The following is a 26,630-nucleotide window of genomic DNA, read 5'->3' as shown; positions in this document are numbered from 1 at the left end:
GTCAGGCGATAGCCCGCCAGCCGGGGTTGCAGCACAGCGTGTCCAAATCAGCGCTCCAGAAATGCCCCTGCCCAGGCTGGTCGTGCTGGCGATCAATCCGCACCCCGGAGAGATGACACCACAGCAGCGTCCCAACCGCGCCGTGGGTTACGATGGCAAGATCACCACCATCGTGCGCGTCCATGATTGACGTGACTGCCCCGACAATCCGGGCCTGAGCATCTGTCGCGGTTTCCCAGCCGCGAAAGCTCACATCGGGTGCAGCGAAGAATGCATCGGCGGCGGCTTCGAACTGGTGCGGTGGCAAGAAACCGGTGGCACTGCGGTCATTTTCGCCCAGCGCCGGGTTTACCTTCACCTCAAGGCCGTGCGGTTTGGCCAGGATCGCAGCTGTCTGTTCTGCCTTGCGTTCGGTGCTGGACCAGATGGCGCTGACCGAGGCCATGATCGGCGCATTTGCAAATGCTTCGGCCCGGGTGCGGCCCACCTCACTCAGTTCCCAGTTGGTGATTGCGATCTCTGGGTTCACGACCACTTCCGGGTGCGAAATGATAACGAGTTTCGGCAATGTCAGCCCTTCGGCAGCAAAACCGGTCCCCGGTCTGCAAAGGCCATTTTGACGTCAGCGCCCGGTTGCAACGGATCATCCACGTCGTCCTGCACGGCAAACACCTGTCCGAATGCGCCGGTCAGCGTATATTCCATGCGCACGCCGACATAGGTAGCTTTGGAGACTTTTGCCGGGATGCCGGTTTCGTATCCGATCAGGATGCGGGACGGACGCACCGCCAGCGTTGCCGGACCCACGGGCAAATCGCGAGAGGGCAAGCTGTGGCGGTGACCTTCGATGTCGATTGTCGCCTGATCGCCATCGAATTCGACGATTTTGCACTCGATCAGGTTCGCTTCACCGATGAAGTCAGCCACGAAGCGGTCGATTGGTGCGTCATAGAGTTGCCGTGGTGTGCCGATCTGGGCGATGGCGGCGTTACGCATGACGACGATCTCGTCGGACACGGCAAGCGCTTCCTCCTGATCATGGGTTACATAGACAACCGTCAGTCCGAGGTCCCGCTGAATGGAGCGAATGTCTTCGCGCACCTGTCGGCGCAGTTTGGCATCGAGGTTCGAAAGGGGTTCGTCAAAGAGCAGCACCTGCGGTTCCAGCACCAGCGCGCGGGCGACTGCGACACGTTGTTGCTGGCCTCCTGACAGCTCGCTAGGCAAACGGTTGTCGAAGCCCTTGAGGCCCACCAGTTCCAACCCTTTGAGCGCGCGCGATCTGGCCTCGCTCTTAGCAAAGCCGGAGAATGTCAAACCGTACATCACGTTTTCCAGCACGCTCATATGTGGGAACAGGGCGTAAGACTGAAACACCATAGACACATCGCGATCGGTCGCGGGCAGCTTGGTCACGTCGCGATCGCCAATCACGATCCTGCCCGAGCTGGCCATCTCCAGACCGGCAATCATGCGCAGCGTCGTTGTTTTGCCGCAGCCCGATGGTCCCAGCAGCGTCACCAGTTTACCTGCTTCCACATGCAGGTCGATGTTGTCGACGGCCACGACATCTTTGCCAAATACTTTTGACACTCCTTCGAACCGAACCGGCGCGGCTTTACTAGCAATGTTGGTATCCGTCATGTCGTTCTTTCCGCTCCGATCTGGGTGCGCCGTCCGATCTGCACGCGGCCCACGAGGAATTGCAAAAGCCCTACAGATGCCAGCATCACGAAGATCAGCGTGGTGGAATAGGCGATGGCAAGGCCGTAGTCATTGTTCTCGACGCGCCCGATGATGTAGCTGGTCGCCATGTCGTATTCGGCCGATACCAGAAAAATGACTGCCGAGATCGCGGTCATCGCGCGGACAAAACTGTAGACGAGTGCCGCTAGGATGGCGGGCTTGAGCAGGGGCAGGATCACGCGTCGGAACGTCTGCCACGAGTTTGCACCCAGAGTCAGCGAGGATTCATCAAGCGACCTGTCCAGTTGCGACATGGATGCAATGCCCGCACGCACGCCGACGGGCATGTTGCGGAAAATGAAACTGATCACGAGGATCACACCAGTGCCTGTGATTTCAATCGGGGGAACGTTGAAAGCCAGGATGTAGCTGACCCCGATGACGGTACCGGGAATGGCGAAGGACAGCATCGTTCCGAATTCGAAGGCGTTTTTTCCGGAGAAATTTTGGCGCGTGAGCAAGTAGGCGGTCACCAGTCCTACAGCTGCCGTCAGCGGAGCCGCTATGGCCGCAATGCTGATGGTGGTCCAGAAACTGTCCCATGCGGCACCCGTCCAGCGGATACCTTCCTCTTCAAAGCGAACTGAGAAGGCGGTGAAATAGTGTTTGAAGGTGAGCGTGTTGTTGACACCCCAAAGCTCAACGACGCTGCCGTAAATGATCATGCCGTACACAACCGCTGTAAACAGCGCCCAGATGGTCGCGATGGCCAGCACGGGTATTGCCAGCCCATTGGGCATCAGCGGATGCACCCCGGCGTCCCCCTTGCCGGAAACGGTGGTGTAGCTTTTCGTACCGAGCCAGGCGCGCTGTGCGTAAAAAGCAGACAGCGTGAAGAAGAGCAGTACCATGGCCAGCACGGCGGCCCGACCCTGATCATATTGCGCGCCGACGATGGCAAAGAATATCTCGGTCGACAGAACGTCAAAATTACCGCCTAGAACAAGCGGGTTGCCGAAGTCGGCCATGCTTTCGATGAAGCCGAGCAGAAATGCATTCGCCAGACCGGGTCTCATCAGGGGCAGCGACACCGTTCGGAAGGTTTGCCACCTATTGGCGCGCAGCGTTTGGGCGGCTTCCTCCATCGACGGCGACACGCCTTCGACAACACCAATCAGCACCAGAAATGCGATGGGAGTGAAGGCCAGCGTCTGGGCGATCAGGACGCCCGGCATTCCATAGAGCCACCGCGACGGTTGCACGCCAAAAAGATCAGCGAAAAAGACTGTGACCGACCCGGACAAACCGAAGAGTAGGATCAAGGCCAGCCCGATTACGAAGGGAGGCGTGATTATTGGCAAAACAGTCAGCGCGCGCATCCCACGCTTGAACCGAAACCCTGACCTGGTGACCACAAGCGCAAAACAAAGTCCCAGAACCGTGGTGATCAGGCCGACGAGAATGGCCAAAAAGAGGGAGTTCCACGCGGCGCCGCATTTCGCACCCCAAAAACACCCCAATCCCCAGAGACGATCATCAAAGAACTTCGAGGCAAAAACAGATACCGAATAGGCGCCGTCTTCGGTCACAAAGGCCGAAAACAGCATGTTGGCAATTGGAAAGAACACGAAGGCGGTGACAATTGTAATGACACCGCCGATGGCGCTGACGACAAACACATCGCCGTTGACTGCACCGCGCGCCGCGATGCCCTGCGTGAGCAGGAACAGGAAGGCCGACGCACAGAACATCGCGCCATACCCCATGCCGAACTGTCGGATTTTTGGCGCGCCAAACAGGGCCTTGAGCCAGTCGAAGTTGAAGCCGCGAATGCCGATCCCGAAGCCTTGCGCAATCAGCCAGCCGAAGCCCAGTGCACCCGCAAGTATCAGGATCTTAGCGTAGATCGGATCAGATTTAGGTTTCCCAAGCACCAGAATTGGCAATGCCAGCGGTATCAGCAAGGGTGCAAGCCAGAGCTTTTCACCCTGCCCGATCAGAAATAGAGCGGGCGCAAAATCTTCGTCATACGGATAGCCGTTAAAGAGCCATTCAAATGACCAAAGGCCATCCTCAACCATGTACCATGGCAGCAGGACGTAGCCGACCCACCCGACAATGATCCAGAAGATCAATACCGGGTGGGTCCTGGTTTTCGCAGTGTCAGTCACTTACTGCGGCAGAACCGAAACGTCTTCGTCCCACTTTTGCAGCAGACGCTTACGTTCATCAGAGGAGCCGTACTTTTTGAAGTCGTAGTCAATCAGCTTGATCTGGCTCATATCCGGGGCGCTTTCAGATGTTTGCGCACCCTTGTTGGACGGAACCTGGAAGGCATTGACTTCAAGCGCGAGGTTTTGCGCTTCGGCGCTCAACGCCCAGTCGTAGAACTTTTTGGCTTCTTCTTCGTTGCGAGCGCCTTCAATGATCGACATCGAACCGATCTCGTAACCAGTGCCTTCGCACGGGGCGACAACCTTTACAGGGAAGCCCGATACCGCCTGCTTGACAGCGTCATGCATGAAGACAATGCCTATCGTGTTCTCGCCACGACCCGCGGCCTTGATGGGCGCCGAACCGGATTTGGTGTACTGATTTATGTTGGCGTGAAGGCCTTTCATGAACTCAAAGCCCTCGTCCTCGCCAAAGATCTGCACCATCGACGCCAGCGTCGTGTAGGCAGTTCCGGACGAATTCGGGTTCGCCATCTGAACGTGCCCTTTATACTCAGGCTTGAGCAGGTCCTTCCAGCAGGCGGGTTCAGGCAGGTTGTTGGCCGCCAGGAGGTCAGAGTTGTAGCCATAGCCCAACGCACCCGAATAGATACCGATGGTCTTGTTGCCAGCACTTTCGGCCTGTGAAATTGCCCAGTCATGCAACTGGTCACGCATGGGCGAGACATATTCCATAGTTAAACCTTCTTCGGCGGCTTGAAGGTGCGGGTCACCAGTGCCGCCCCACCAGACATCTCCTTTTGGGTTTGAGCTTTCCGCACGGATTTGCGCAAAAGTCTCGCCAGAGGATTTGCGAGTCATGTTCACGTCAATGCCGGTGGCGTCCTCGAAACTGCGCGCCATCAGCTGGCACCAGTCTTCCTGCGCCGAACAGTAGAATGTCAGCTTGTCGGCTTGCGCAGCACCCATGGAAGCGGCGAATGCGATCAGTGAGCCAGCAAGTGTGTTTGTCAATTTTTTCAAAGTCTTTCCTCCCATAACTATCCAGCTTCCAGCTTTGAGCCGGGAACTGTCATGTCACCTGTGAGGGCGGCCACGCTTAATTGTGGCATCTTCTTATTTCACCGGTCTCGGTACGGCTTTTCCTCTTTGTGACTATGTAAGTCTGACCACTCTAACACTTGTTTCGCAAGGATTTTTGCAGAGCGACAAAATCAGTGCGATCCAAACGAAGCACCATTGCAAGCATTATTCAAAGGAAGATCGCAAGCTCACCCATAGCCTTCGAATGCGCGGAGCTTGATACTTGCGCCAATTGGCGAATGTGTTCTGGGCAATCAGATGGTCTAGCGATCATACAGATTTTGCCGCGAATGTTGAAAGCTAGCTTCCGATTTTGACCCCACTTGTGATGTGTGGGTTCACGCAGTGAGTGCGTTCTCATCGCGCTACTTGACCGAGGAAATTTACCCTCCGAACGTCAACAATGGGCTCGAGCGGACCTTCGCTGCAGTTGGCCCTAACGGCAGCTTTGCGCTCCATCGCAGACGTTCGAGGTCGAAGACTTGATATCCAGCCCAAGGTCGCTGGAAAACGCCCTCGCTGGCGTCAGAACCGCATGCGATCTTCCCTTCTTGGTCGTTCGGGTCGATAGTTGCCTTGGCGGCGGCCGGTGTAAGGATCTGTATCGAGATACGTCCCTTGCCTTCGACGCATGTATTCAGCGAACTGGGTCAGGGCATCTACCTGATCATCTTTGACAGCATCCGGAAACGCCAGCAGTTCCCTACGGAACTCATCAAACCAGGGCTTGTCCGTAGGGATGACTAACTTACCAGATTTTATCCAGTCGGTCTGTGGGATGAAACGGTCCAGTTTGTCGGTGACCACGTTGACGGGCATGTAAACACCTGCAGCGGTGCGTTTCAATTCATCCAAAAGGTGGATACCCATCGCCGAGGACTCGATCAAGACCCGGTCCGCGCGCCACTGTTTGCGCAATCGAAGAACAGCGTTGCGCACCTCAGTATAGTTCGTTCGAGCCCGAAAGGTGCTGTCAGACTAATTCGAACCAGTCTCAGTTTGCTGCGGAAACCGCGAACCTATCCGGAACAAAGCTGACGCCACTCGCTAAGAGCGGCGGCGCGTGTCAGCTTGAAGGTGTCCCGGCTGGTGAGCGATCTTTCCTGGTTGAAGTGGTTGTGGACCGAGGAATGGACGGAGGCGAATTTCTGCAAACTTCGCATGCGCCTGAATCGTTGCATCGCGCGTTCGCGTCGTCGAAACGGCAGGTGCGAATTCTCGACGCGGTTGTTGAGCCACCTGCCCGTCCTTTGTTTTTCAAGCGCGCCCATTTCTCTGAGCGCAGCCTTGTAGGAAGCGAAGCGATCTGTGACGATCTCTTCGGCGCAACCGTGTCGCTTCATCAATTTCTTAAGGAATTTCAGTGCTGCAGCTTTGTTTCGGCGTTTGGTGACAACGGCTTCCAGCACCTCACCTTCGTGATCAACAGCCCGCCAAAGATAATGCCGCTTGCCATTCACCTTCACGAAAACCTCGTCAACGTGCCACTTCCATTTGGAGAAGGCGCGCAGTTGCTGCACACGCTTTCTTCGGATCTCCGCAGCAAACACCGGCCCGAACCTGTTCCACCAATATCGGACAGTTTCGTGGCTCACGTCGATGCCTCGCTCGTGCAACAGATCTTCGACATTCCGAAGCGAGAGAGGGAAACGGATGTACAGCATAACCGCCAAGCGGATGATCTCGGGACTGGTTTTAAAGTATTTGAAAGACGTGGGTCTGGTCATGGGCAAAAGCTACGCAACCACCCTGCCCGCCTCAAGCAAAGTTCTTCTGACAAGACCCCGTGTCCTGCTGGAAAACTACTATCCGCCAGGAGCGCTCGAACAGGCCATCGGCAACTTCATCGATCACTACAACCACAACCGATACCACGAGAGCATCAGCAATCTGACACCCGCCGATGTCTATTTCGGTCGAGCCGAAACAATCCTCAGACGAAGAAAGGAAATCAAACACCAGACAATCCAGAAACGCCGCTTGCTGCATCATCAGAACGCGGCGTAGATAGAAACTACAGCGAGCCTGATCCACCAAAACCAATCAAACGCTCGTGTTCCAAATCATTCGATGACGGACACCCCCTGCCCTGCTCAACCAAAGTTCTTCTGACAAGGCCAGATGATCGCTGGCAGAAGCTTAATAAAGACCCTCGACTTTTGCCCGCAGTTTTATCAGTGATGCAACAGTGTCGATTGTAGGTGTTGCGATCCCGATCAGTTGTCCCAATTCCTGCACCGAAGTGACCAGTGCATCAATTTCCATTGGTCGGCTCAACTCCAAGTCCTGCCACATAGAGGTCTTGTGGGCGCCAACTGCCGCCCCGCCGTCAATACGTTTTTCAACATCTACCGGAAACCTGATCCCAAGTTTCTCGGCGATTTCCTGAGCCTCAAGCATCATTCCGCGCGCCACAGACCGTGTACCTGGATCAGTACACAATACATCAAGTGTTGAGTGGGTAAGAGCGGAAATCGGGTTGAACGACAGATTGCCCCATAGCTTTAGCCAAATTTCGTCCCTAATTCTTGGTCTCACGGGCGCACGTAACCCAGCAGCGGATAGTGCCGCCGAAAACTTGGCAGCGCGGTCTGATTTGGAACCATCAGGCTCGCCCAAAGAAAAACGATTGCCTTCGACATGATCGATAGTTCCCGGAGTAGCGACTTCTGCGGCTGGGTAGACGACACATCCTAGAACCCGATCTGGCCCGAAACCATTCCATTGCACGTTACCCGGGTCCACAGACCGCAACCTCTTCCCTTCGTAGGGACCTTCCAGTTTGTGGAAGTACCACCAAGGCACCCCGTTCACACCACTTACTAGTGTTGTCGCGGATCCAATCAGGGGCTGCATTGTATCTACAACCGCTGGAACAGAGTGCGCTTTTAGCGTGATGAAGACATAATCTTGTGGGCCAAGATCGGCGGCATCGCCGGAGGCGCGTACCCGCACGTTGATCGGGTCCCGCCCACCCTCAAGGAGAGTCAGCCCATTTTCCTGCATTGCAGTCAGATGGGCGCCACGCGCAATGACACTGACGTCGACGTCAGTCTGCGCAAGCTTCGCGGCAACGTAACCTCCGATAGCTCCGGCACCAAAGATGCAAACTTTCATGTGTCTAAGCCCTTGTCAGCCCCAGTTTAGCGGCCAGCCCAATCCGTTGTATCTTACCAGTCGCGCCTTTTGGAATCTCTTCGAGAATGACCACTGATGTCGGCACCTTGAATTTTGCGAGCCGTTCGCCGACAAAATCCCGGACCTCTGTACCCGCGATCGCCGCGCCCTCGGACAGTACCACCGCCGCCGCGATATCCTCGCCCAGTTTTTCGTGTGGGACGGCAAAACAAACTGCCTGAGCAACGTCCGGGTGGCTCAGAAGCACGGCATCGACTTCGAGCGGGCTGATTTTTTCTCCACCGCGATTTATCAGCTCTTTAAGGCGTCCGGTCAGCCGCAGGTAATTCTCTTCGTCGAACGACCCTTGATCACCGGTACGAAACCAAAGCTTTCCATCCGCTTCAAAGAAATTGTCTGCATTTGCCTGCGGGTTGCTTTCGTATCCCGGTGTCACGTTTGGACCGCTGATAACGATTTCTCCGACATCCCGCGAAGCGATCAACACATCTTCCGTTTCGTGTGCAATCCTGACTTCGGGTCCTGCAGCTATTCCAACAGATCCGGGCTTTTGCTTTTGCGGAGGAAGCGGGTTGCAACACATTTGGTGCGCGGCCTCTGTCATGCCGTAGGCTTCGATGACGGGCGCACTAAATGTTGCAACCAACTCTTCCATAACTGGTGCGGGCAACGAAGCAGAGGAAGATCGAAGAAAGCGTAACTGCGATTGATCAATGATTGATTGGTTTCGTGCAGCTCGGGTCAGAATAGCTTGGTGCATCGTCGGAACTGCCGTATACCAAGTCGGATCAACTTCAGCGACCTGCGAAAAAAAGCTTAGAGCGTTGAACCCAGGGGCGCAGCTAATTTGCGATCCGGCGCCTAAAGAAGCCGCGACTGCTGCGATCAGCCCATGGATATGGAACAGCGGCATGATGCTTAGACAACGATCATCGATTGTCAGTTTCAAAGACGAAGCCACATTTCTCGCAGATGCGTAGATATTTGCCTGCGTCAGAGGGACGATCTTTGGGCGCGACGTTGTTCCCGAAGTGTGGAGTATCAGGGCAACATCATCTTCACGCGGCGCAGAGGTATCAGCGACTCCAATTGGGTCGCGGGACAAAATCGAAAACTGCCCGGCCTTTTGGAAGCTATCGGAAGACGCCCGCAATATAGCGATGCCGAGGTCCGTTGCCGCTTTTACCGCAGGTCCGTCTTCGTTTTCACTTACAAGAAGTGCCTTAGCCCGCAGGTCCTTTAGGTAAAATACGTACTCTTCATAAGTGTAGGCAGGGTTCAGAGGTGCCGTCGTAGCCACTTGGGCAACGGATATGAAAGCCGTCGCCATCTCTGGGCCGTTGGGCAAAACGATCGCAACTCGATCTCCACGACCTACTCCGATCTGGTAGAGATCCGCTTTGACCTTTGCGCAAAGCTCGCGGAGCCCACGGTAGTTCAACCAAGATCGGCCGGGAGCACCGATAGCATTTGCAGTGCCGGAATGGGGAGCAATCAATTCAGCGACTAGATGGGGCATCCGGGATCCGTTCACAAAAGCATTGGCCTAATTCGCGGAGAGGGTTTGTTGTAGTACTTGCTAAGTTACGTTGACCGTTATGCTACCCAGTTTGTCGACGGCCAGAACCATAACATCGCCACGGTTCACAGGGCCAACGCCAGAAGGTGTTCCAGAAAGGATGACGTCTCCGGCAGCGAGCTCAAAGTAGTCGCTCAGGTAGGAGATCATCTCTGGGACCTTCCAGATCATCTGGTTCAAATCACCCTCTTGCCGAACGTCACCATTCACCGTCAAAGTAATTGGACCATGGTCGAGATGCCCAACTTCTGATGCCTTGTGAATAGGCCCGCATGGCGCAGAGCGTTCAAACGCTTTACCAATTTCCCAAGGACGGCCCATTTTTTTCATCTGCCCCTGCAGGTCGCGTCGGGTCATATCAAGCGAGAGACCATATCCAAAGACATGATCCAATGCATCGTCCACCGAGATATTCGTACCGCCGGACTTGAGCGCAATGAGCATTTCTGCTTCGTGGTGCACGTCGGAACTGTGCGGTGGGTACGGGAATTCACCCGAGGAATCCAGATTGTTAGGATTCTTCTGAAAGAAAAACGGAGGTTCCCGGTTAGGGTCATGACCCATTTCAATTGCATGTGCGGCGTAGTTTCGGCCGATGCAATAAACGCGACGCACTGGGAATGTGCCGCCCCCCGCTACGGGTATAGTATGCACCTGCGGCGCGGGAATGACATGACCGGACATCGCTTTCCTCCTCAGCGTATAATTGCCAATGATCGGATTTCCAAACGGCCAGAGACCTTCCGATCGATGCCACGCCAGATACGATCAAACGCGGCTTCTTATGAAGTCATCGCCAAAATTGGGGTGAGTATGCAAGAGCCCCAACCTCGTTGCAGCCCGACCATTTGTAGAATTGGTTGGGCGCGTATTCTACATCAGCCGTCAGATTGCATGCTTTTGGGTAGTACGCGCGAATAAACGGATTTCAGGTGATCCACCATGGCACTGGCAGCAAGTTCAGCGTCGCCCTTTGCAATGGCGGATACGATCGCATCATGCTCCCGAAAACTGGAGTAATTTTCAGCGGGCTTAAGGGTTTCGCGTGGTTGCCCCCAAACAATCGACCTACGGACCGAATTCAAAGTTTCGAAAAAGTATAGAAAAAGTTGGTTTCGAGTAGAGCGGGCTATGGCGTAGTGCAAATTGTTGTCCCACGCTTCGTAGGTGCGCCAGTCTTCCGCCGTGCGACATTTGTCAGCGCAAAGCCTCATTTGCTCACGGTCGGAACGAGTGGAATGGAGTGCCGCCAGCCGGCTAAGCTGCGGTTCGATCGTAAATCGTACCGACACAACCTGTTCAGGTTTAATTTGATTGCCCAAGTAAGTTACGTCGGTGAGGTTGAGAACCGGCCTGGAACCAACAAATGTTCCCCGCCCGACATGACGCCAGATCAGTCCCTGGGCCTCGAGCTCTGCCAACGCTCTTCGCAACTGATTGCGAGTTGTCCCAAGTTTTGAACACAACTCACGTTCAGGTGGGAGCCTGTCGTTATGCCTGTATCCCGCATTGTTAATTAGGTCGCGTACACGGTGCGCGAGTTCGGTTGGTGCGCTCATATCTCCACCCAATTTAGTGATTGGTTGATTGATTGAAACGCCAAGTCGGAAAAAACTCAAGGGCAAGAGGAAAGCAAGAAACGAGTCGCAGGACAGGGTCCGTGACTACGGCTTGAAATAAGCACGAGGGAGGAGTGCCGAGTGCGGTTAGCAACTGTTTCCGTAGAGGGCCAAGCCGTTTGCGTGGCAATACTTGAAGATGGCAGCAAGTTGGACATTTTGCGCGCAGCGCAGATGATTGGCAAAACGCTGAACGCCGGTTCAATGCAGCAATTGATCGCGGGTGGAGAAGATACGCTTGGAGTTTTGAGATCCCTCGTTTCATCGGCTGAATCAGGTAGTCTAAAGGACGCACTGGTTAGGGATGGCGCGCCGTTTCTAGCGCCAATTCCCAGTCCGAGTAAGAACGTGTTTTGTGTAGGGCGAAATTACGCTGAACACATCGCCGAGGGCGAACGGGCACAAAATCAAAAAATTGGTGTAACAGAGCATCCAGTTTTCTTTACAAAACCGCCAACCTCGATTGTGGCACCAGAGGCAAACATTCTGATTTTCCCATCGGTCTCACAAGCCATCGACTACGAAGTGGAACTGGCAGTTGTGATTGGAAAACCGGGGCGAAACATAGCCAAGTCTGACGCATATGACCACGTATACGGCTATACGATCCTCAACGACATCACCGCACGTGACATCCAACGCCGACATGGTGGGCAGTATTTCAAAGGCAAAGGTTTAGATGGGTCTTGCCCATTGGGTCCCTGGATAGTGACTGCTGATGCGGTCAGCGATCCGCAGTCTTTGTCAATTGGAATAACCGTCAATGGCGAACAGCGCCAAAACGGAACTACGTCGGACATGATTTTCGACATTCCGACGCTGATCGCATCCCTGTCAGAAGGCCTGACCCTAGAACCGGGGGACGTACTCGCGACCGGCACGCCGTCAGGCGTCGGATACGCAATGGACCCGCCTCAGTTCCTGAAAGACGGGGACACGGTGGTTTGTGAAATTTCAGAAATTGGCACGCTCAGGAATACCGTGCGCGCCGTGTAAGTGGCTCCTGCATCTCTGAAGCTGCTGGAAGCCAACCATGCAAGGGAGGAAGACTAAAATGATGAACAGAAGGACTTTCACAGCGTCCTTGCTTTCGGCAGTTCCGGTAGCGGGAGCAATAGGAACGAAAGGTTTTGCGCAGGACTTGCGTAAAATCACTTTTGTGCAACCGAGCCCATCGGCGATCAACTCATTTCCTGTTTTTGTCGCCATTGGAGAAGGTTACTTCGCAGACGAAGGTTTGGACGTGACCGTCGAGGCGATCAACGGTTCAGGAGCCGTGCTTCAGGCTTTGTCTGCAGGGCAAGCGCATTTCGGTCGCCCCGGACCTGGTCCCCTAATTGCAGCGCGATCGCGGGATGTGGACGCAGTACATATCTACAACGTTGCAGCACGCAGCAACTTCGGCATCGCCGTGCCAGAAGACTCTGACATCCAAAGTGTCGAAGAGCTTCGAGGTAAAGTTATCGGAACGGGTACGGCTGATGGCGCGGAAGTCGGCTTTGCACGTAATGTGATGACCGGAGCAGGCATGAAAGAGGGTGAAGACTTCACTTTCCTGACTGTTGGCGACGGTGGCCCGGCGACTGCGGCTTTCCTGAACGGTGAAATCGACGCATATTCCGCATCGACAGCTGACACGGCAATTCTGAACCAGCGCGGAATGGCAGTGCGCGACATTACGCCGGCAGAATTTGGGCGTTTCTTCGGGAACGGCATCGCCACTATGGCTGACACAATCGCCAATGATCGAGAACTGGTCGAGGCCTGGAGCCGCGCATTCGCTCGTGGCCATGCCTTTGCGCTCGATGATGCCAACCGCGAAGCCGTGTTAAAGCACCTGGCCGACGGCAATCCGCAGGAAGGCGAAGACAAGGAGTTCCAGTCGGCACTTTTCGATGCCGTGCGTTCAAAAACCATAGCGGCGGATCCAAGCAATGGTCTGGGATGGTATCCCGCCGAAGTCTGGCAAGAATGGCAAGACGCGCTGGTCGCAGGCGGCGAAATTCCGGGACCACTTGATGACCTGAGCGCTGCGTGGACCAATGAGTTTGCTGCCATTGGCAACGAGGCTGTCAGTAAATGAACGCTGAAGTCACTCATGAGTTTTCCGGCGCGCCCTTGGGCACGCCGGTCTACGAGTTGACACACGTAAGCAAGACTTATGCGCGCAATCTAGTGGTCGCTCTCGAAGACATTAATCTGACGCTTCGGAAAGGAAGCTTCACATCTGTCATCGGGTCCAGCGGGTGCGGCAAGTCAACTCTGCTCAAGATCATGGCGGGTCTGATCCCGCCAACTAAAGGACGTGTGATCCTTCAGGGGTTGCCGGTCACTGGGACCCGCCGTGATATCGGTATGATGTTCCAGCAAGCGACACTTTTCCCATGGAAAACAGCTGTGGAAAACATTGTTCTGCCGATCGAGATCCGCGATGGAAAGGCAGCAGCCAAACAAGCCATGGCAAAGGCTCACGAACTTTTAGATGTCGTAGGCTTGAAAGGTTTTGAAAACGTATATCCGAACGAATTGTCGGGCGGGATGGCACAACGCGCGTCGATCTGTCGAATGCTGATAACCGAACCAGCCGTGCTTTTGTTGGACGAACCGTTCAGCGCTCTCGACGAGCTGTCGCGCGACATGATGAATATGGAGTTGCAGCGGATTTGCCGGGAACAGGAAGCGACCGCGTTTCTTGTGACGCACTCCATTCAAGAGGCGGTGATTTTGTCCGATGAAATCGTCGTGTTGAAGCCACGTCCAGGCAGGATTGCTGAAATTGTTGAAGTCGACCTGCCTCGCCCGCGCACGCTCGATATGATGACGACTCCTAAGTTCGGCGCTATTGTAGACTACATTCGCAGCCTCCTGGATAAGGGAGAAGAAATGTGAGCCAAGTTCAGGACTACTCGCCTTCCGTAAAGGACGCTGACCCCGCAGAAGACACTGTTTGGGAGCAGAAAGTTCACTTTATCGACTCGGTTCCCCGTTGGATTGCGATGACGTTTGTTTTCGTCGTTTTCGTAGGCACTTGGCAGATTGTGACAAGCTTGGGGCTTGTATCGCCGATCATCCTGCCCACCCCGATGGAGACCCTTAGGGACATGATTTTCGTCGGACAAAACCTTTTGACCGGAGGTTACATGCTGGGTGCGCTTTGGATCACTTTCAAGGAGGTCATCTATGGCTTTGCCTTGGCGATCGCGATCGGTTTTTCGCTGGGCGTGCTAGTCGGGGAAACCGCATTTGGCGAAAAAGCAGTGATGCCTTACCTCGTGGCCATCGACACTATGCCAAAAGTCGCGTTCGCCCCGCTGTTTGTGGCGTGGCTGGGGTTCGGCATTGAATCCAAGGTGGCACTTGCTGCATTTATTGCGACATTCCCAATTGTGGTTGGAACAGCCGCTGGGCTTCACGCCGCCGACGAAAACGCGCGCATGTTGTTCAAGACGATGGGCGCGAGCCGGATGCAGACATTGATCAAGATGAAGCTGCCAACTGGCCTGCCGCAGATATTCACCGGTCTCAAGATCGGTGCAGTTGGCGTGATGGCAGGTGCAATTACAGGAGAGTTCCTGGGCGGCGGAAAGGGATTTGGTGAGCTGATACGTGTTGCAGCCTCGCAGCTCAATACACCTCGGGTGTTCTCGTTGATCCTGTATCTCAGCCTCGTCGGCCTGGCCGTTTTTGCAACGGTGGTTTGGACACAGCGTAAACTCGTGTTCTGGCATAAAGAGCAGGTCGGCAGAGATGACTTCTGAACCTGTGAAAATACACTGCAAGGCCCTGCGTGAGTTTGTGGCGAGCGCACTCGAAACGCGAGGTGTGCCAAAAGCGGACGCTGTTCAGGTGGCCTCGACGATGGTGGAGGCCGACATCTATGGTTACGGGACACACGGTGTATTTCGCCTGCGCCAGTACCTTGCCCGGTTGGCGGGCGGCGGTTCTAATCCTACGGCAAAAATCACGGTAGAACATGAGACTGTTGCAACCGCTTTGATCGACGGAGATGACGGACTTGGTCATTTAGCTATGTCGGCGGCTCGGGATCTTGCAATAGAAAAGGCGAGAGAGGTCGGCATCGGATGGGTCGGTGTTCGACGTGGCAACCATGCAGGACCACTCGCACTATACGTGCGTCCACAAGCCGAGGCCGGGATGCTTGGCATGGCCGCAGCGGTTGGCAGTGCGAACCACGTTCCGCCCTATGGCGGAAGCGACCTGCTTCTTGGCACCAATCCTATCGCTTTCTCTGCGCCTGCCGATGGCCCTGATCCATTCGTTTTTGATATGGCGACGACTGTTGCCGCTATGGGCAAGATCAAGACACTGTTGCAGCAAGGTAAGCCTATGCCTGAGGGTTGGATGGTCGGGCGCGATGGAAACCCATTGACGGACCCTGCCCGCAAGTCAGAAGGATTTCTTTTGCCGATCGGCGGTCCAAAAGGATTCGGTCTTTCTGTAGCTATCGGATTAATGGCCGGGGTCTTGAACGGCGCGGCCTTCGGCTCAGACGTGGTCAACTTTACCTCAGACACGACCTCATCCACAAACACAGGGCAATTCGTAATGGCGCTTAATCCGGCAGCGTTTGGGATGGAAAAAGACTTTGCTTCCAACGCCGCCCGCGTCTTTTCCGAAATGCGCGCATCAGCCCCACTGCCCGGTCATGACCCGGTGCGCTTGCCCGGAGACGGCAAAACGGCCGCAGCTGAAGCCCGTCGTAAAGACGGTGTAAGGCTTAACCCCGCTCTTTGTCGTGATCTCAACAAACTAGCCATGGACTGTGGGCTGACTCCCCCATTTCCAAATCTCAGCACTGACTAGCGGTCGATCCGTGAAAAGTTTGTAAGCGCTTTGGAACAGAAGTCAGCGAAACGCCTCATTCTCGGCCTCAAGCGCCTTCACAAGAGCCGAAAGCTTGTTCATCATGTGTACCTTCATGGTTTTGCCAAGCCCATCTGCATCGCGAGCCTTAAGCAACTCCATCATAGCTTCATGTTCGCGAATTGCCTGCGCCCAGCGTTCGTCTGACAGATTGGCCACAAAACGTGCACGGCGGACCCGCGCCGCCAACAGCTTGTGGTGGGTTTCAAGAATGTCGTTTCGCGCGCCACGTATCAGTGCCTGATGGATGTCCTGATTGGCTTTGAAATACGCCTGTCGATCACGTGACCTATAGGCTTTCAACATATCGGCGTGGCGACATTCAATCTGTTTAATTTCCGTGGAGTTCATGCTCTGACACGACAACTCTCCTGCCAGTTGCTCAAGCGTCGCAAGAACTGGAAACGTATTCTCCAATTCTTCTCGCGTGACACTGGCAACGCGCGCACCTCGGTTGGCTTGGAGTACCACAAAGCCTTCTGATGCAAGCACCTTTAGGGCTTCCCGCAATGGTGTCCTTGAGACCCCCAACGAGTCGCAGAGCTGTCTCTCAGGCACTTTCTCTCCCGGCTTCAGAACATCTTCGACAATCAGGTTGCGCAGACGTTCGACCAGTTCTTCATGTAGTGTTGTGCGCTTGATGCCATCCGTTAGATTCATAACCACGTCCTAATCATCAAGTACCATTTCCAACAAGCGAGCGACATGCATGGGCTGCCGTCGGGTACCCTCGGTGATTTGGTGCCGACATGATGTCCCATCTGCCACAACAATTGCATTCACTGGTGCCGCGTCCAAAGCTGGAAATAGCTCTAGCTTTGCCATCTCGATCGAGACATCGACAGTTTCCGGGGCATATCCAAACGCGCCAGCCATACCACAACAACTGCTTTCGATCATGTTAATCTGCGCCTCTGGAATACGCTTCAGGAGATTGAGCATAGGCGTGACGACGTCATGTGCCTTCTGATGACAATGTCCATGGACGTAGATCGGTCGATCTATCGGTTTCAAAGGCAATCTCGGCTGTTCAGCCAGAAATTCCTCAATTGTATGTGTGGCCTTCGCCAACATCTCCGTTTGCGGTCCCGGGCAAAGAGCCAAATACTCGTCCCGAAAAGTGAGGATAGAGGAAGGTTCAAGTCCGACGACAGGTATGCCTTTGGCAACCATATCTCGTGTCGCGTCAATCACGCGCTGAGCCTCGTGTCGCGCTTCTTCCACACAACCCACAGCCAACAAGGTACGCCCGCAATCCAACACTCTTTTAGTGTGGTTATCCCGTGCTACGGCGACACGCAGCCCTAGCACACGCAGGACCCGGACTGCGGCGCGCAGATTGTCAGGCTCGAAATAACGGTTGAATACATCTGCAAACAGAAGAACCTGCGGATCACTATCTTGGGCCTCGTCATCTCGGAACGGAACGGAAGACCATTCTGGAAGATCACGTCGCGCGGCAATACCGGTCGGGATTTCCAAAAGCTTGCGCAAGGGTCCAATTTTGTTTCGAATATTCATAAGCCACGCGACTTTTGCAGCTTTTGGTGCATATCTGGGCAGGTAAGCTATCAATTTATCTGCCAGTGTCAGCCCATCTTTTTTACGTTTCGCTGACAGTACTTCGATCTTCATTTGCGCCATGTCGACGCCAGTCGGGCACTCCCGAGCGCACGCCTTACAGGATACGCAGTACTTCATCGCGTCCAGCATTGCGTCGGATTCCAAACCGCCCGGCAACTGCCCGCTGATCACGAAACGCAAAGTGTTTGCACGCCCACGCGTGGAATCACGCTCGTTTCGGGTGGCACGGAACGAAGGGCACATAGCTCCGCCCTTTAGCTTGCGGCACGCACCGTTGTTATTGCACATCTCAACGGCACCCTGAAATCCTCCTCCGGTACCCGGCCAAGCTGACCAATCCAGCGCTGCATCGAAATCCGGGACTGAATAATTTTGGCTGTAGCGGAATAGACGGCGATCATCCATTGAGGGCGCATGCACAATCTTTCCAGGATTGAGCATCCCGATTGGGTCAAACCGGTTCTTAACCTCTTCAAAGGCGGAAATAATACGCTGACCGAACATTTTTTCATGAAATTCAGAACGTACGATCCCGTCACCGTGTTCACCTGAATGAGAGCCCTTGTATCGCTTAACCAGATCAAATGTTTCTTCGGCAATCGCCCGCATTGTGCTGACGTCTTTGTCCTGCCGCATATTTAGGACAGGACGAACATGTAGGCACCCGACGGAGGCGTGCGCGTACCATGTCCCCTTGGTGCCATGCCGGGCGAATATTTCGTTTAGGCCCGCGGTGTAATCGGCGAGGTCGGTCAACGGAACAGCGCAATCTTCAACGAAGGATATCGGCTTGCCTGCCTCCTTCATCGACATCATGACATTCAAGCCGGATTTCCGGTACTCGGCGATAGAATTCTGTAGCTTGGCGTCTGTAATTGAAACAACTCCACCCCACCGGTTTTTCGTTCCGGTAAAAGACAAGCCGAGATCTCCGATTAGTTGGGAAAGCTTAACCAGTTTTGCGGCATTGTCCTCAGCGTTGCCCTCGGCGAATTCTACTAGTAGCAGGGCTTCGGGTTTGCCTGTTACAAAGGCCTCTATAGTGTCGCGAAACAATGGAATATCGCGCCCCAACGCGATCATTGTCTCGTCGATCAATTCTACCGCCTGAGGATTGAGCGTCACGATGTGCTGGGTGGCCTCCATTGCAGCACGAAATGTCGAGAAATGGCACACGCCAGTAACTTTCTCACCCGGTAACTGTGCCAAGTTCAATTCCAATTCAGTGAAATAAGCCAGCGTGCCTTCTGACCCCACCAACAAATGGGACATGTTGATGTCGCTGCCGACGAGCGCGTCGATATTGTACCCGCCCACACGGCGCTGGACCTTGGGAAAACGGGCGTCAATTTCAGACGCCTCACGACGCCCAAGTGCGCGCATGTCGCCAACAAGATCCGCATAATCGCTAGACGCGGGCGTTTCAGCGCTGAACCGCGCTTCGCTTCCGTCAACAAGAATTGCGTTTATTGCACGGACGTTATCTCGCATGATCCCGTACCGCAGAGACTTCCCGCCTGAAGAATTGTTTGCTGCCATCCCCCCAAGAGTGCAACGAGACGCTGTTGAGGGATCCACGGGAAACCAAAGGCCATGCTTCTTCAACGCGTCGTTCAATTGATCCAACACAACACCTGGCTGAACGCGCGCAATACGTTTCTCAACGTCTATGTCTAGAATACGATTCAAGTATTTTGTGTTGTCCAGCACAACACCCTGATTGACCGTTTGCCCGCATTGCGACGTGCCGCCACCGCGAGGAAGGACCGAAAATCCTTCGCCCCGCGCGACAGACATCACGGCTTTCACATCTTCTTTGGATAGGGGGATCACAACAGCGTCAGGTATCATCTGATAGATTGAGGCATCGGTCGAGTACCGAGCAAGCGACGCCGGATCTGACATCACCTCTCCCCGCACATCAGACAACAGTCGGCGGTACAACGATCCATTCTTTACCATCAGGTTCGCCTTCCATTCCCAGTAAGCCCATTCAGGCTCTACTTGCCCATTGACTGAATAATGAATTCATAATTAACTTTTGCAATTATTAATAGCACCACTCTTTTGGCACCAGCATAAGGATCGTTTCAAATGCGTCAGGCGGGCAGGCACTTTTTACAGATTCCAGGGCCAAGTGCTGTGCCAGAGCGCATCCTAAAGGCCATCAGCACACAGACCATTGATCACCGTGGGCCCGATTTTGCTGAAGTAGGGAACAAGGCCCTCAGTGGGATAAAAACCATTTTCAAGACAAAGAAGAACGTCTTTATTTACCCCTCATCCGGCACCGGTGCATGGGAAGCAGCACTTGTGAACAGTGTGTCGCCAGGCGAAAAAGTTCTCATGTTCGAAACAGGACATTTCGCCTTCATGTGGTGCAACTTGGCAGGAAAACTGGGATTGCAGCCAGAACTGATTGAAGGAGATTGGCGTGGCGGTGCGGATCCTAATCAGATCGAAGACCGCCTGCGCGAAGATAGTCAGCACGCGATCAAGGCGGTATGCGTCGTCCACAATGAAACTTCTACTGGGTCAGTCTCGTCGATTGAGGAAGTGCGCAGAGCTATAGATGCGGCAAAGCACCCTGCGCTCCTCATTGTTGATTCCATTTCTGGCCTAGGGTCGATCGATTTTAGGTTCGACGACTGGGGCGTTGATGTCTGTGTCTCTGGTTCGCAAAAAGGACTGATGCTACCGCCTGGACTGAGCTTTAACGCTGTAAGCGACCGTGCACTGGAACATTCAAAATCCGTGAGTATGCCACGAAGTTATTGGGATTGGCATGATATGATCGAACCCAACCAGAAAGGGTTCTTCCCTTATACGCCCGGTACCAATCTCCTCTATGGACTAAATGAGGCCATCGATATGTTGCACGAAGAGGGGCTGGAGAACGTGTTCGCACGGCATTCCCGCCATGGCGCCGCGACGCGGGCTGCGGTGCAAGCATGGGGGCTTGAGGTATTGTGTGCTCGCCAAGGTCAGGAGTCGGGCGTACTGACCGCTGTTAAAGTACCTGAAGGACATTCTGCTGATGTATTTCGCGCAACTACGCTAGAGCACTATGATATCTCACTTGGAAATGGCCTGTCCAAAGTAGCCGACAAGGTTTTCCGCATAGGTCACTTGGGCGATTTCAACGACCTGATGTTGATGGCCACACTGTCAGGCGTAGAAATGGGTCTCGCCAAGAGCGGCGTGCCTCATACAGCAGGTGGCACGCAGGCTGCCTTGGAGCATCTCAAGGCCGCGTAAATCCAATCTGAGCCTCCAATAGCGCAACCGAGTCCCATTGACTGGAAATTACCAAACCTCCGGATCACCAAACTCTTTAGGAGCTTCACCATGACCCGTATGACGGCAAAAGACTTCGACCAGGAACTTCTTGATCTGTATGACTTTTATGCGCACGGCAAAATCACTAAACGCCAATTTCTGGACCGCGCCAGCAAATTTGCGGTTGGCGGTTTGTCAGCGGTCGCGTTGCTGAAAATGCTTAGTCCGAACTATGCCCTAGCACAGCAGGTGTCATTTAACGATCCCGATATCCATGCAGACTACATCACCTATCCCTCACCAAATGGAACCGGTGACGTGCGGGGCTACCTGGTCCGGCCCGCAGGCGTTGAAGAGCCCCTGCCCGCGGTGCTGGTAGTCCACGAAAACCGCGGCCTTAACCCGTACATCGAAGATGTCGCGCGCAGATTGGCGAAAGCCGGGTTTATGGCTCTGGCTCCAGACGGCCTGACATCGGTGGGAGGATACCCCGGCAACGACGCAGATGGGCGCGAACTGCAAAAGACAGTGGACCGGGTCGAGTTGATGAACGATTTCTTCAATGGATTTGAATACCTACTGAACCGAGATGACAGTACTGGAAAGGTCGGCGCAGTGGGTTTCTGCTACGGTGGCGGCGTAGTCAGCGCAATTGCTGTGGCCTATCCGGAATTGGCAGCGGGCGTGCCGTTCTATGGTCGCCAGCCGGCAGCTGAGGATGTGGCTAAAATTCAGGCGCCACTACTGATTCAAATGGGAGAGCTTGATGAGCGCATCAACGCAGGGTGGCCGGATTTTGAAGCTGCTCTTCAGGCCAACGACAAAGTATACGAGGCATATATATACGAAAACGCCAACCACGGTTTTCATAACGACAGTACGCCACGCTATGATGAGGAAATGGCAAACCTAGCCTGGGACCGCACAATTGATTGGTTCAAAACCTATCTGAATTAATTGGTACAAGCTACCAAGCCAGTCATGCGTTGATATCCTTTCGTTGAAATCCTCGGCCCATCTTGGCCAAGCCCTTGGAAGCCCCGGAAACTTGAACTTTGGAGTTAGAAATTCTGCGACAAGGTGTCGGCCCGCTATGCCTACTATTAACTTTTTTAACGTGTCGAAACGATGGAAGGATACTGTCGCAACGGTTTTAGGTGAAGCGATCCATCGTTAAGTGTTCAGCTCATCTGCGGGTCAAAAGTATTATCACTTTTATGCGTGGTTAGCCGTTCCTTTGGTTCTATTCGGTATCCCGAAACCGCCGCGCGAGATAATCCACAAACGCGCGCGTTTTTGGTGCCAGATTCCGCCTTTCGGCAAACATTACGACGATATCCGTGCTGGGAGGTGCATACTCCGGCATGACATGGACAAGTTCGCCGGAGAGAAACTTCCTGTTTGCCATATAGCAGGGCAGCCGTGCGATCCCGATACCAGCCAGAGCGGCTCTAAAGACGACATCGGTGCTGTTCCCCTCAAAGCTGCCCGTTGCTTCAAATTTTTCGCCTGCGTTCGGTTCGATGCTGTTCCAAGCGTTCCGCTGGCTTCTCCCAGCAACTCTCAAGCAATTGTGCTCAGCCAATTCGGCAAAATTCGACGGTGTTCCACAACGCGCAAGGTATTCAGGTGAGGCACATAGTACCCTTCGACTCTGCATAACGCGCCTGATGACCATATCTGGATTCTTGCGTTGTTCCGCAAAGCAGATCGCCGCATCGAAGCCTTCACTCCGAAGATCAATTTCTCGGTCGGTCAAATCCAAAGACATTTGAACCTGAGGGTTCTCTTTCATGAACTCTGGCAGAGCAGGAATCAGTTGGGACTTACCGAATGCAACAGTGGATGCGATCCTGAGTTCTCCGCGTGGGACACCGTCAAAGCTGTGGATCATCGCTTTGGCTTCATTGAATTTGTCAGCCATCGCTTTGCATTTTTCATAGAAATCTTGGCCTTCCCGCGTTGGAGAGACACCCGTTCTGGTACGATTCAGAAGTCGGTAGTGCACCTGATCTTCAAGTAACCCGATCTGCTTACTTACTGCTGATGGGGTTTGCCCCATTGATCTTGCAGCCGCAGAAATACTGCCCTGCTCGACAACCGTCGCAAAGATTAGCATTTGCGCAGAAATGTCCATGTCATGACCTTTGCTGTTCCAATATGGCATGGGGCCTTTGCCAAAATGGCGAGTTGTGAGCGCTACCAAATGCCCTTATCTCTGCATTGCAGCATAAATACTGCATTGCAGCAACGGACGAGGCAATATCATGGCAATTACACGATCAAACAGCGCGCTGGATGTCGTTTTCGAAGCTGGCCGCACGTTCTTTCATCAAAAGCTGGACACGATACGCAAGGCACAGGCCAAACGCAGGGTTTATCGCGAAACTTACTATGAACTCTCGGTGTTATCTGACCGTGACTTAATAGATTTGGGTATCTCGAGAAGCAGCATCAAAAATCTTGCGTTGGAGGCCGCCTATGGCTGTTAACACCCAAGCCCCTGCTACGTATCGCGATCACGCGATCGCCCAATCAATCGCATTCTTGGTGTGGATCAGATCCACGACTAAAGCTGCTTTGAAAGCACTGAAAATGGCCCGGATGCTCTCTGCGCTTTCGAATATGAGTGACTACCAACTCGCTCAGATCGGAATTTCGCGATCTGAGATCCCGGAATATGCCGAAAAACTAATGGCTGACGAATAGAGAAGTGGGCCTTCAGGTCAGAAGATTACACAAGTTTGCTGGTCCTCGCTCCTCCCAGAGTAAGCCAGCATAAGCGGCGGCGAAAAAGCCAACGGGGAGCGCCATCGCAAAGGGCCAGCATTTTCACCTCCTCCCGAAAATGCTGGCCCATACCAACCTGCCAAACAGGAAACGCGAAAACTGAAAGTCATGAGAGCACTACAAGACCCGATCGTTCGTCGTCTCCGTTCTGGCGATCAAAGTGACATCTGCAATCATTTTCTGTAGTTAGATATCGAAACGCGGCGAGCACGGATTTGTGGAGTCGTCAACGCCAATTACGTCTTGAGCTACGCACAGAACATCCTTCGGTATGACAGTATCGCTTGTGGGGCGTTTGTCTGAGGACAATTGAGGGGCCTTGTGGAACTGCGCGGCCTCTTTCATTCATGGCCATCAAAGCCAGAGGCTGCATTCTCTGTCGAAGCCGAGTGCCGAGGCCTTGGGATTGGCGACGCTTTGATTCAACAGATGTACGCGATGGCGCAGAACAGAGGCGTCCGGACTATCCAAATGATGTGCCTGAAGGAAAACCGCCACATGCGCTATCTTGCGGCGAAACATAACGCGCAGTTTGTAGCCTACGCGGATATTGTTGAAGCAATCTTGCACCTCAACTGGCCGACGCCCGCGTCAATTGCCATTGAGATTATCGCTGAAGCTAGGGCACACTCACATCTGCTTTTTACTATGACGACCAATGGCACACTGCGTATTGCGGTCGTTTGATTGGACTTTAGCGAATGACCTTTTCTAGTGCCTTTATTGTTTCAGTGTTAAAGTTGCCTTTCTTCAGATAGTGGCCGTGCGACGCGCATATTCCACCTTAAACACAAGTCGGGATTTACCGCCTCAAGCTGTAACACGCAGTGCATCGACAGGAACTAGCGCTCCTTTGGCTTGGATCACGTAGCTGGCCAATTGGCAGCCCAACGATATTCCCGCGCGGAAATCACTTTTCTCCAATACGCTGAGCAAAACGCCAGCGTTGAAGCTGTCACCAGCGGCTGTTGTATCAATAGCGGAAGTTTCCGGCTTAGTAGGCACCTCCCCTCTAAAATTCCCATCTTGATAAACCACAGAATGCTCGCCGTTCTTTACGACGACCCGCTCCACACCAAGTCTTGCATATCGTTCAAGAGTCGCGGTCGGACAGTCGTCATTAAACCACGCGCTTTCATCGTCAAAAGACGGCAACACGATATCCGAGAGCTCAGCAGCGCGCATGATTGAACGCTTCATTTCTTCGGTACTTGACCAAAGTTTGGGTCTGATGTTCGTATCGAAAGCTACGGTTTTCCCTACATCGCGACCCCTTTGGAGAGCACCAAGTAGAATTTCACGCGATTGACGACCAAGAATTCCCAGCGTAATTCCTGAGTAATAGATCAAATCCGCTTTTTCGATAGCACGGCCAAGCGCATCTGGGTCGTCAGCAAGCCGTTTGGCTGCAGAGCTGTTGCGCCAATAGGAAAAACTGCGTTCGCCGTTGGTAAGGTGGATCATATAGAGACCCACGGTTCCATCCGAAATTTCGCAAATGTGAGAGGTATCGATACCTGTTCTGTCAATAAAAGCTCGCATTTCGCGAGACAGTTTGTCATCACCAACTGTCGTGAAATAAGCGACCTCTGTATTCGGTGATATTTTCGCCAAATACCAAGCCGTGTTGAACGTATCACCAGCATACCCGATCTTGAACTCCCCTGGACCACCCAGGGGAGCAAGTTCCGCCATGCACTCGCCGATTGCTAATATACGCATGGGTTCTACAAAAAATCGTCGCGCCGCGGAGTGAAGCTATCCACGAGCTTTCCTGGTTCCAGGCAAACACATCCGTGGGTTTGATCTGACGGAATGACAAAACTGTCTCCTGGCCCGAACTCTTGATCACTTTCGCCCAAAGTGAATCGGAACCGGCCACTTTCGACATATGTTGACTGGACATGCGGATGGCTGTGCAACGCGCCTATCGCACCTGCTTTGCTGAACCGAAAGGCAACAACCATGAGATTGGGATGATCAGAGAGAACTTGCCGTGTGACATTCTCTCCTGTCGAGACAACTGGAAATTTAGGCAAGGTGTACCTCCGCTACACTATGAGAAAAGCATTCCACCATTCAGATCGACATTAGCTCCTGTAATGAAAGCACTGTCGTCGCAGGCTAGGAATAGGACAAGGTTTGCGACATCCTCAATGGTGCCCTGACGTTTCATTGGCGCAGCGGCTTCAAAGCCGCGACGTCCTGCGTCCGGTGTGTGGATATTATGAAAATCGGTATCAATCATCCCAGGGCACAGCCCATTGACCCTAATATCAGGGCCCAGTTCTTTGGCCAAACCCCGCGTCAGCGTCATGATCGCGCCCTTTGAGGTCGCATAGGGAACTGAGCCGGGGCCGCCGCCATCGCGAGCAGCTTGGCTTGCCAAGTTGACAATCGCACCGCTTTTCATATGAGCCAAACAGGCGTTCGTCATCATGAAGTTGCTGGTCAGATTCAAGTCCATCACATACTTCCAATGTTCAAGTGAGGACTCTGCAACTGTTTTGCGGGCAACCAAACCGCCCGCGTTATTGACCAAAACGTCAATACTGCCGAATTCCGCGAGAGATCGCGCCACCAATGCGTCAACGTCGCTTTTCTGCGTTAGGTCTCCTTGAAGCGCGATTGCGGTCCCGCCATTTGCTTTGATTTTGGCCACAACGTCCTCAGCGCCTGCGCTGCTGGCAAAATAGTTTATTGCGACGTTTGCGCCCTCGGAGGCAAGCTTGAGAGCGACTGCTGCACCGATATCGCGGCCGGCTCCAGTTACAATTGCCGATTTTCCAGCGAGTTTCATGGGCATCCCTCATC

General features: G+C 53.8%; 25 protein-coding genes and 2 pseudogenes. 11 read left to right on the top strand and 16 right to left on the bottom strand.

Features of this window, described 5'->3' with window-relative positions; genetic code table 11:
- Position 1: 1 nt before the first annotated feature.
- The 6 genes and pseudogenes from ACR0KL_RS19355 to ACR0KL_RS19330 all read right to left on the bottom strand — a co-directional run bounded on the left by ACR0KL_RS19355 (position 2) and on the right by ACR0KL_RS19330 (position 6,670).
- Positions 2 to 568: a histidine phosphatase family protein gene (locus ACR0KL_RS19355; RefSeq protein WP_170660750.1), complete on the bottom strand. Its 567-nt coding sequence runs from the start codon at positions 566 to 568 to the stop codon at positions 2 to 4.
- Between the two features lie 2 nt (positions 569 to 570).
- Entirely contained in the window at positions 571 to 1,644 is a 1,074-nt protein-coding gene (locus ACR0KL_RS19350) for an ABC transporter ATP-binding protein (RefSeq protein ID WP_480777401.1), read from the bottom strand.
- Positions 1,641 to 3,767, bottom strand: a complete 2,127-nt coding sequence (locus tag ACR0KL_RS19345; protein ID WP_480555598.1) for an ABC transporter permease — start codon at positions 3,765 to 3,767, stop codon at positions 1,641 to 1,643. The genes ACR0KL_RS19350 and ACR0KL_RS19345 overlap by 4 nt, the downstream gene beginning before the upstream one ends.
- 90 nt (positions 3,768 to 3,857) lie before the next feature.
- A complete protein-coding gene (locus ACR0KL_RS19340; RefSeq protein WP_371415275.1) occupies positions 3,858 to 4,898 on the bottom strand; it encodes an ABC transporter substrate-binding protein in 1,041 nt (346 codons plus the stop codon).
- 570 nt (positions 4,899 to 5,468) lie between these two features.
- Positions 5,469 to 5,888: pseudogene (terL, locus tag ACR0KL_RS19335) on the bottom strand (phage terminase large subunit); the annotation flags it as partial.
- Between the two features lie 74 nt (positions 5,889 to 5,962).
- Positions 5,963 to 6,670, bottom strand: a complete 708-nt coding sequence (locus tag ACR0KL_RS19330) for an IS6 family transposase (protein ID WP_170559768.1) — start codon at positions 6,668 to 6,670, stop codon at positions 5,963 to 5,965.
- Between the two features lie 58 nt (positions 6,671 to 6,728).
- Here ACR0KL_RS19330 and ACR0KL_RS19325 point away from each other — a divergent pair.
- Positions 6,729 to 6,950 (top strand): annotated as a pseudogene (locus ACR0KL_RS19325) (IS3 family transposase); the annotation flags it as partial.
- A 132-nt stretch (positions 6,951 to 7,082) separates the two neighbouring features.
- Here ACR0KL_RS19325 and ACR0KL_RS19320 read toward each other — a convergent pair.
- From ACR0KL_RS19320 to ACR0KL_RS19305, 4 genes are all read right to left on the bottom strand, one after another.
- A complete protein-coding gene (locus ACR0KL_RS19320) occupies positions 7,083 to 8,060 on the bottom strand; it encodes a 2-dehydropantoate 2-reductase (protein WP_170681620.1) in 978 nt (325 codons plus the stop codon).
- A gap of 4 nt (positions 8,061 to 8,064) precedes the next feature.
- A complete protein-coding gene (locus ACR0KL_RS19315) occupies positions 8,065 to 9,600 on the bottom strand; it encodes an acyl--CoA ligase (protein ID WP_170681621.1) in 1,536 nt (511 codons plus the stop codon).
- A 60-nt stretch (positions 9,601 to 9,660) separates the two neighbouring features.
- On the bottom strand, positions 9,661 to 10,344 hold the full coding sequence (locus ACR0KL_RS19310; protein WP_170681623.1) for a fumarylacetoacetate hydrolase family protein: 684 nt from the start codon (positions 10,342 to 10,344) through the stop codon (positions 9,661 to 9,663).
- Between the two features lie 194 nt (positions 10,345 to 10,538).
- The gene (locus ACR0KL_RS19305) at positions 10,539 to 11,219 is read right to left on the bottom strand and encodes a FadR/GntR family transcriptional regulator (RefSeq protein ID WP_170467803.1); all 681 of its coding nucleotides are present in this window, start codon (positions 11,217 to 11,219) and stop codon (positions 10,539 to 10,541) included.
- A gap of 141 nt (positions 11,220 to 11,360) precedes the next feature.
- On the opposite strand from ACR0KL_RS19305, the gene ACR0KL_RS19300 reads away from it, so the two are divergent.
- From ACR0KL_RS19300 to ACR0KL_RS19280, 5 genes are read left to right on the top strand one after another with little or no spacing between them, the layout of a single operon-like run.
- On the top strand, positions 11,361 to 12,275 hold the full coding sequence (locus tag ACR0KL_RS19300; protein ID WP_170681625.1) for a fumarylacetoacetate hydrolase family protein: 915 nt from the start codon (positions 11,361 to 11,363) through the stop codon (positions 12,273 to 12,275).
- Between the two features lie 58 nt (positions 12,276 to 12,333).
- Positions 12,334 to 13,362: an ABC transporter substrate-binding protein gene (locus tag ACR0KL_RS19295; RefSeq protein ID WP_170681627.1), complete on the top strand. Its 1,029-nt coding sequence runs from the start codon at positions 12,334 to 12,336 to the stop codon at positions 13,360 to 13,362.
- Positions 13,359 to 14,168 carry an ABC transporter ATP-binding protein gene (locus tag ACR0KL_RS19290; protein WP_170467807.1) on the top strand — a complete coding sequence of 270 codons (810 nt, stop codon included), beginning with the start codon at positions 13,359 to 13,361 and terminating at the stop codon, positions 14,166 to 14,168. Before ACR0KL_RS19295 ends, ACR0KL_RS19290 begins: the two co-directional genes overlap by 4 nt.
- A complete protein-coding gene (locus tag ACR0KL_RS19285) occupies positions 14,165 to 15,037 on the top strand; it encodes an ABC transporter permease (protein ID WP_170375895.1) in 873 nt (290 codons plus the stop codon). Before ACR0KL_RS19290 ends, ACR0KL_RS19285 begins: the two co-directional genes overlap by 4 nt.
- On the top strand, positions 15,027 to 16,103 hold the full coding sequence (locus ACR0KL_RS19280; protein ID WP_170681631.1) for an Ldh family oxidoreductase: 1,077 nt from the start codon (positions 15,027 to 15,029) through the stop codon (positions 16,101 to 16,103). Before ACR0KL_RS19285 ends, ACR0KL_RS19280 begins: the two co-directional genes overlap by 11 nt.
- Positions 16,104 to 16,145: 42 nt before the next feature.
- On the opposite strand, the gene ACR0KL_RS19275 is transcribed toward ACR0KL_RS19280, so the two are convergent.
- Positions 16,146 to 16,823, bottom strand: a complete 678-nt coding sequence (locus tag ACR0KL_RS19275; protein WP_170681633.1) for a GntR family transcriptional regulator — start codon at positions 16,821 to 16,823, stop codon at positions 16,146 to 16,148.
- Positions 16,824 to 16,832: 9 nt separating this feature from the next.
- A complete protein-coding gene (locus ACR0KL_RS19270) occupies positions 16,833 to 19,709 on the bottom strand; it encodes an FAD-binding and (Fe-S)-binding domain-containing protein (RefSeq protein ID WP_480777400.1) in 2,877 nt (958 codons plus the stop codon).
- Positions 19,710 to 19,841: 132 nt separating this feature from the next.
- On the opposite strand from ACR0KL_RS19270, the gene ACR0KL_RS19265 reads away from it, so the two are divergent.
- Together ACR0KL_RS19265 and yghX are read left to right on the top strand one after the other, a co-directional pair.
- Positions 19,842 to 21,005 carry an aminotransferase class V-fold PLP-dependent enzyme gene (locus ACR0KL_RS19265; protein ID WP_170681637.1) on the top strand — a complete coding sequence of 388 codons (1,164 nt, stop codon included), beginning with the start codon at positions 19,842 to 19,844 and terminating at the stop codon, positions 21,003 to 21,005.
- 90 nt (positions 21,006 to 21,095) lie between these two features.
- Positions 21,096 to 21,983: a YghX family hydrolase gene (gene yghX / locus ACR0KL_RS19260; protein WP_170681639.1), complete on the top strand. Its 888-nt coding sequence runs from the start codon at positions 21,096 to 21,098 to the stop codon at positions 21,981 to 21,983.
- Between the two features lie 286 nt (positions 21,984 to 22,269).
- On the opposite strand, the gene ACR0KL_RS19255 is transcribed toward yghX, so the two are convergent.
- Entirely contained in the window at positions 22,270 to 23,163 is an 894-nt protein-coding gene (locus ACR0KL_RS19255) for a LysR family transcriptional regulator (RefSeq protein WP_170662727.1), read from the bottom strand.
- A 130-nt stretch (positions 23,164 to 23,293) separates the two neighbouring features.
- Between ACR0KL_RS19255 and ACR0KL_RS19250 the strand changes: the two genes are divergently transcribed.
- From ACR0KL_RS19250 to ACR0KL_RS19240, 3 genes are all read left to right on the top strand, one after another.
- The gene (locus ACR0KL_RS19250) at positions 23,294 to 23,518 is read left to right on the top strand and encodes a DUF1127 domain-containing protein (RefSeq protein ID WP_170375908.1); all 225 of its coding nucleotides are present in this window, start codon (positions 23,294 to 23,296) and stop codon (positions 23,516 to 23,518) included.
- Positions 23,508 to 23,735, top strand: a complete 228-nt coding sequence (locus ACR0KL_RS19245; protein WP_170642888.1) for a DUF1127 domain-containing protein — start codon at positions 23,508 to 23,510, stop codon at positions 23,733 to 23,735. Before ACR0KL_RS19250 ends, ACR0KL_RS19245 begins: the two co-directional genes overlap by 11 nt.
- Positions 23,736 to 24,137: 402 nt before the next feature.
- Positions 24,138 to 24,503: a GNAT family N-acetyltransferase gene (locus ACR0KL_RS19240; protein WP_170474663.1), complete on the top strand. Its 366-nt coding sequence runs from the start codon at positions 24,138 to 24,140 to the stop codon at positions 24,501 to 24,503.
- Positions 24,504 to 24,626: 123 nt separating this feature from the next.
- Here the strand turns inward: ACR0KL_RS19240 and ACR0KL_RS19235 are convergent, their stop codons facing one another.
- Genes ACR0KL_RS19235 through ACR0KL_RS19225 form a run of 3 tightly spaced genes read right to left on the bottom strand, consistent with a single transcriptional unit; the run spans position 24,627 to position 26,616 of the window.
- Positions 24,627 to 25,538, bottom strand: coding sequence for a sugar kinase (locus tag ACR0KL_RS19235; protein WP_170474666.1), 912 nt, complete (start codon positions 25,536 to 25,538; stop codon positions 24,627 to 24,629).
- A 5-nt stretch (positions 25,539 to 25,543) separates the two neighbouring features.
- A complete protein-coding gene (locus ACR0KL_RS19230; protein ID WP_170474669.1) occupies positions 25,544 to 25,855 on the bottom strand; it encodes a cupin domain-containing protein in 312 nt (103 codons plus the stop codon).
- Positions 25,856 to 25,872: 17 nt separating this feature from the next.
- A complete protein-coding gene (locus tag ACR0KL_RS19225; RefSeq protein ID WP_170474672.1) occupies positions 25,873 to 26,616 on the bottom strand; it encodes a glucose 1-dehydrogenase in 744 nt (247 codons plus the stop codon).
- Between the last annotated feature and the right edge of the window lie 14 nt (positions 26,617 to 26,630).

It is taken from the genome of Ruegeria sp. C8, from assembly GCF_056537565.1.
This window is presented reverse-complemented; position numbering and strand designations above follow the sequence as displayed.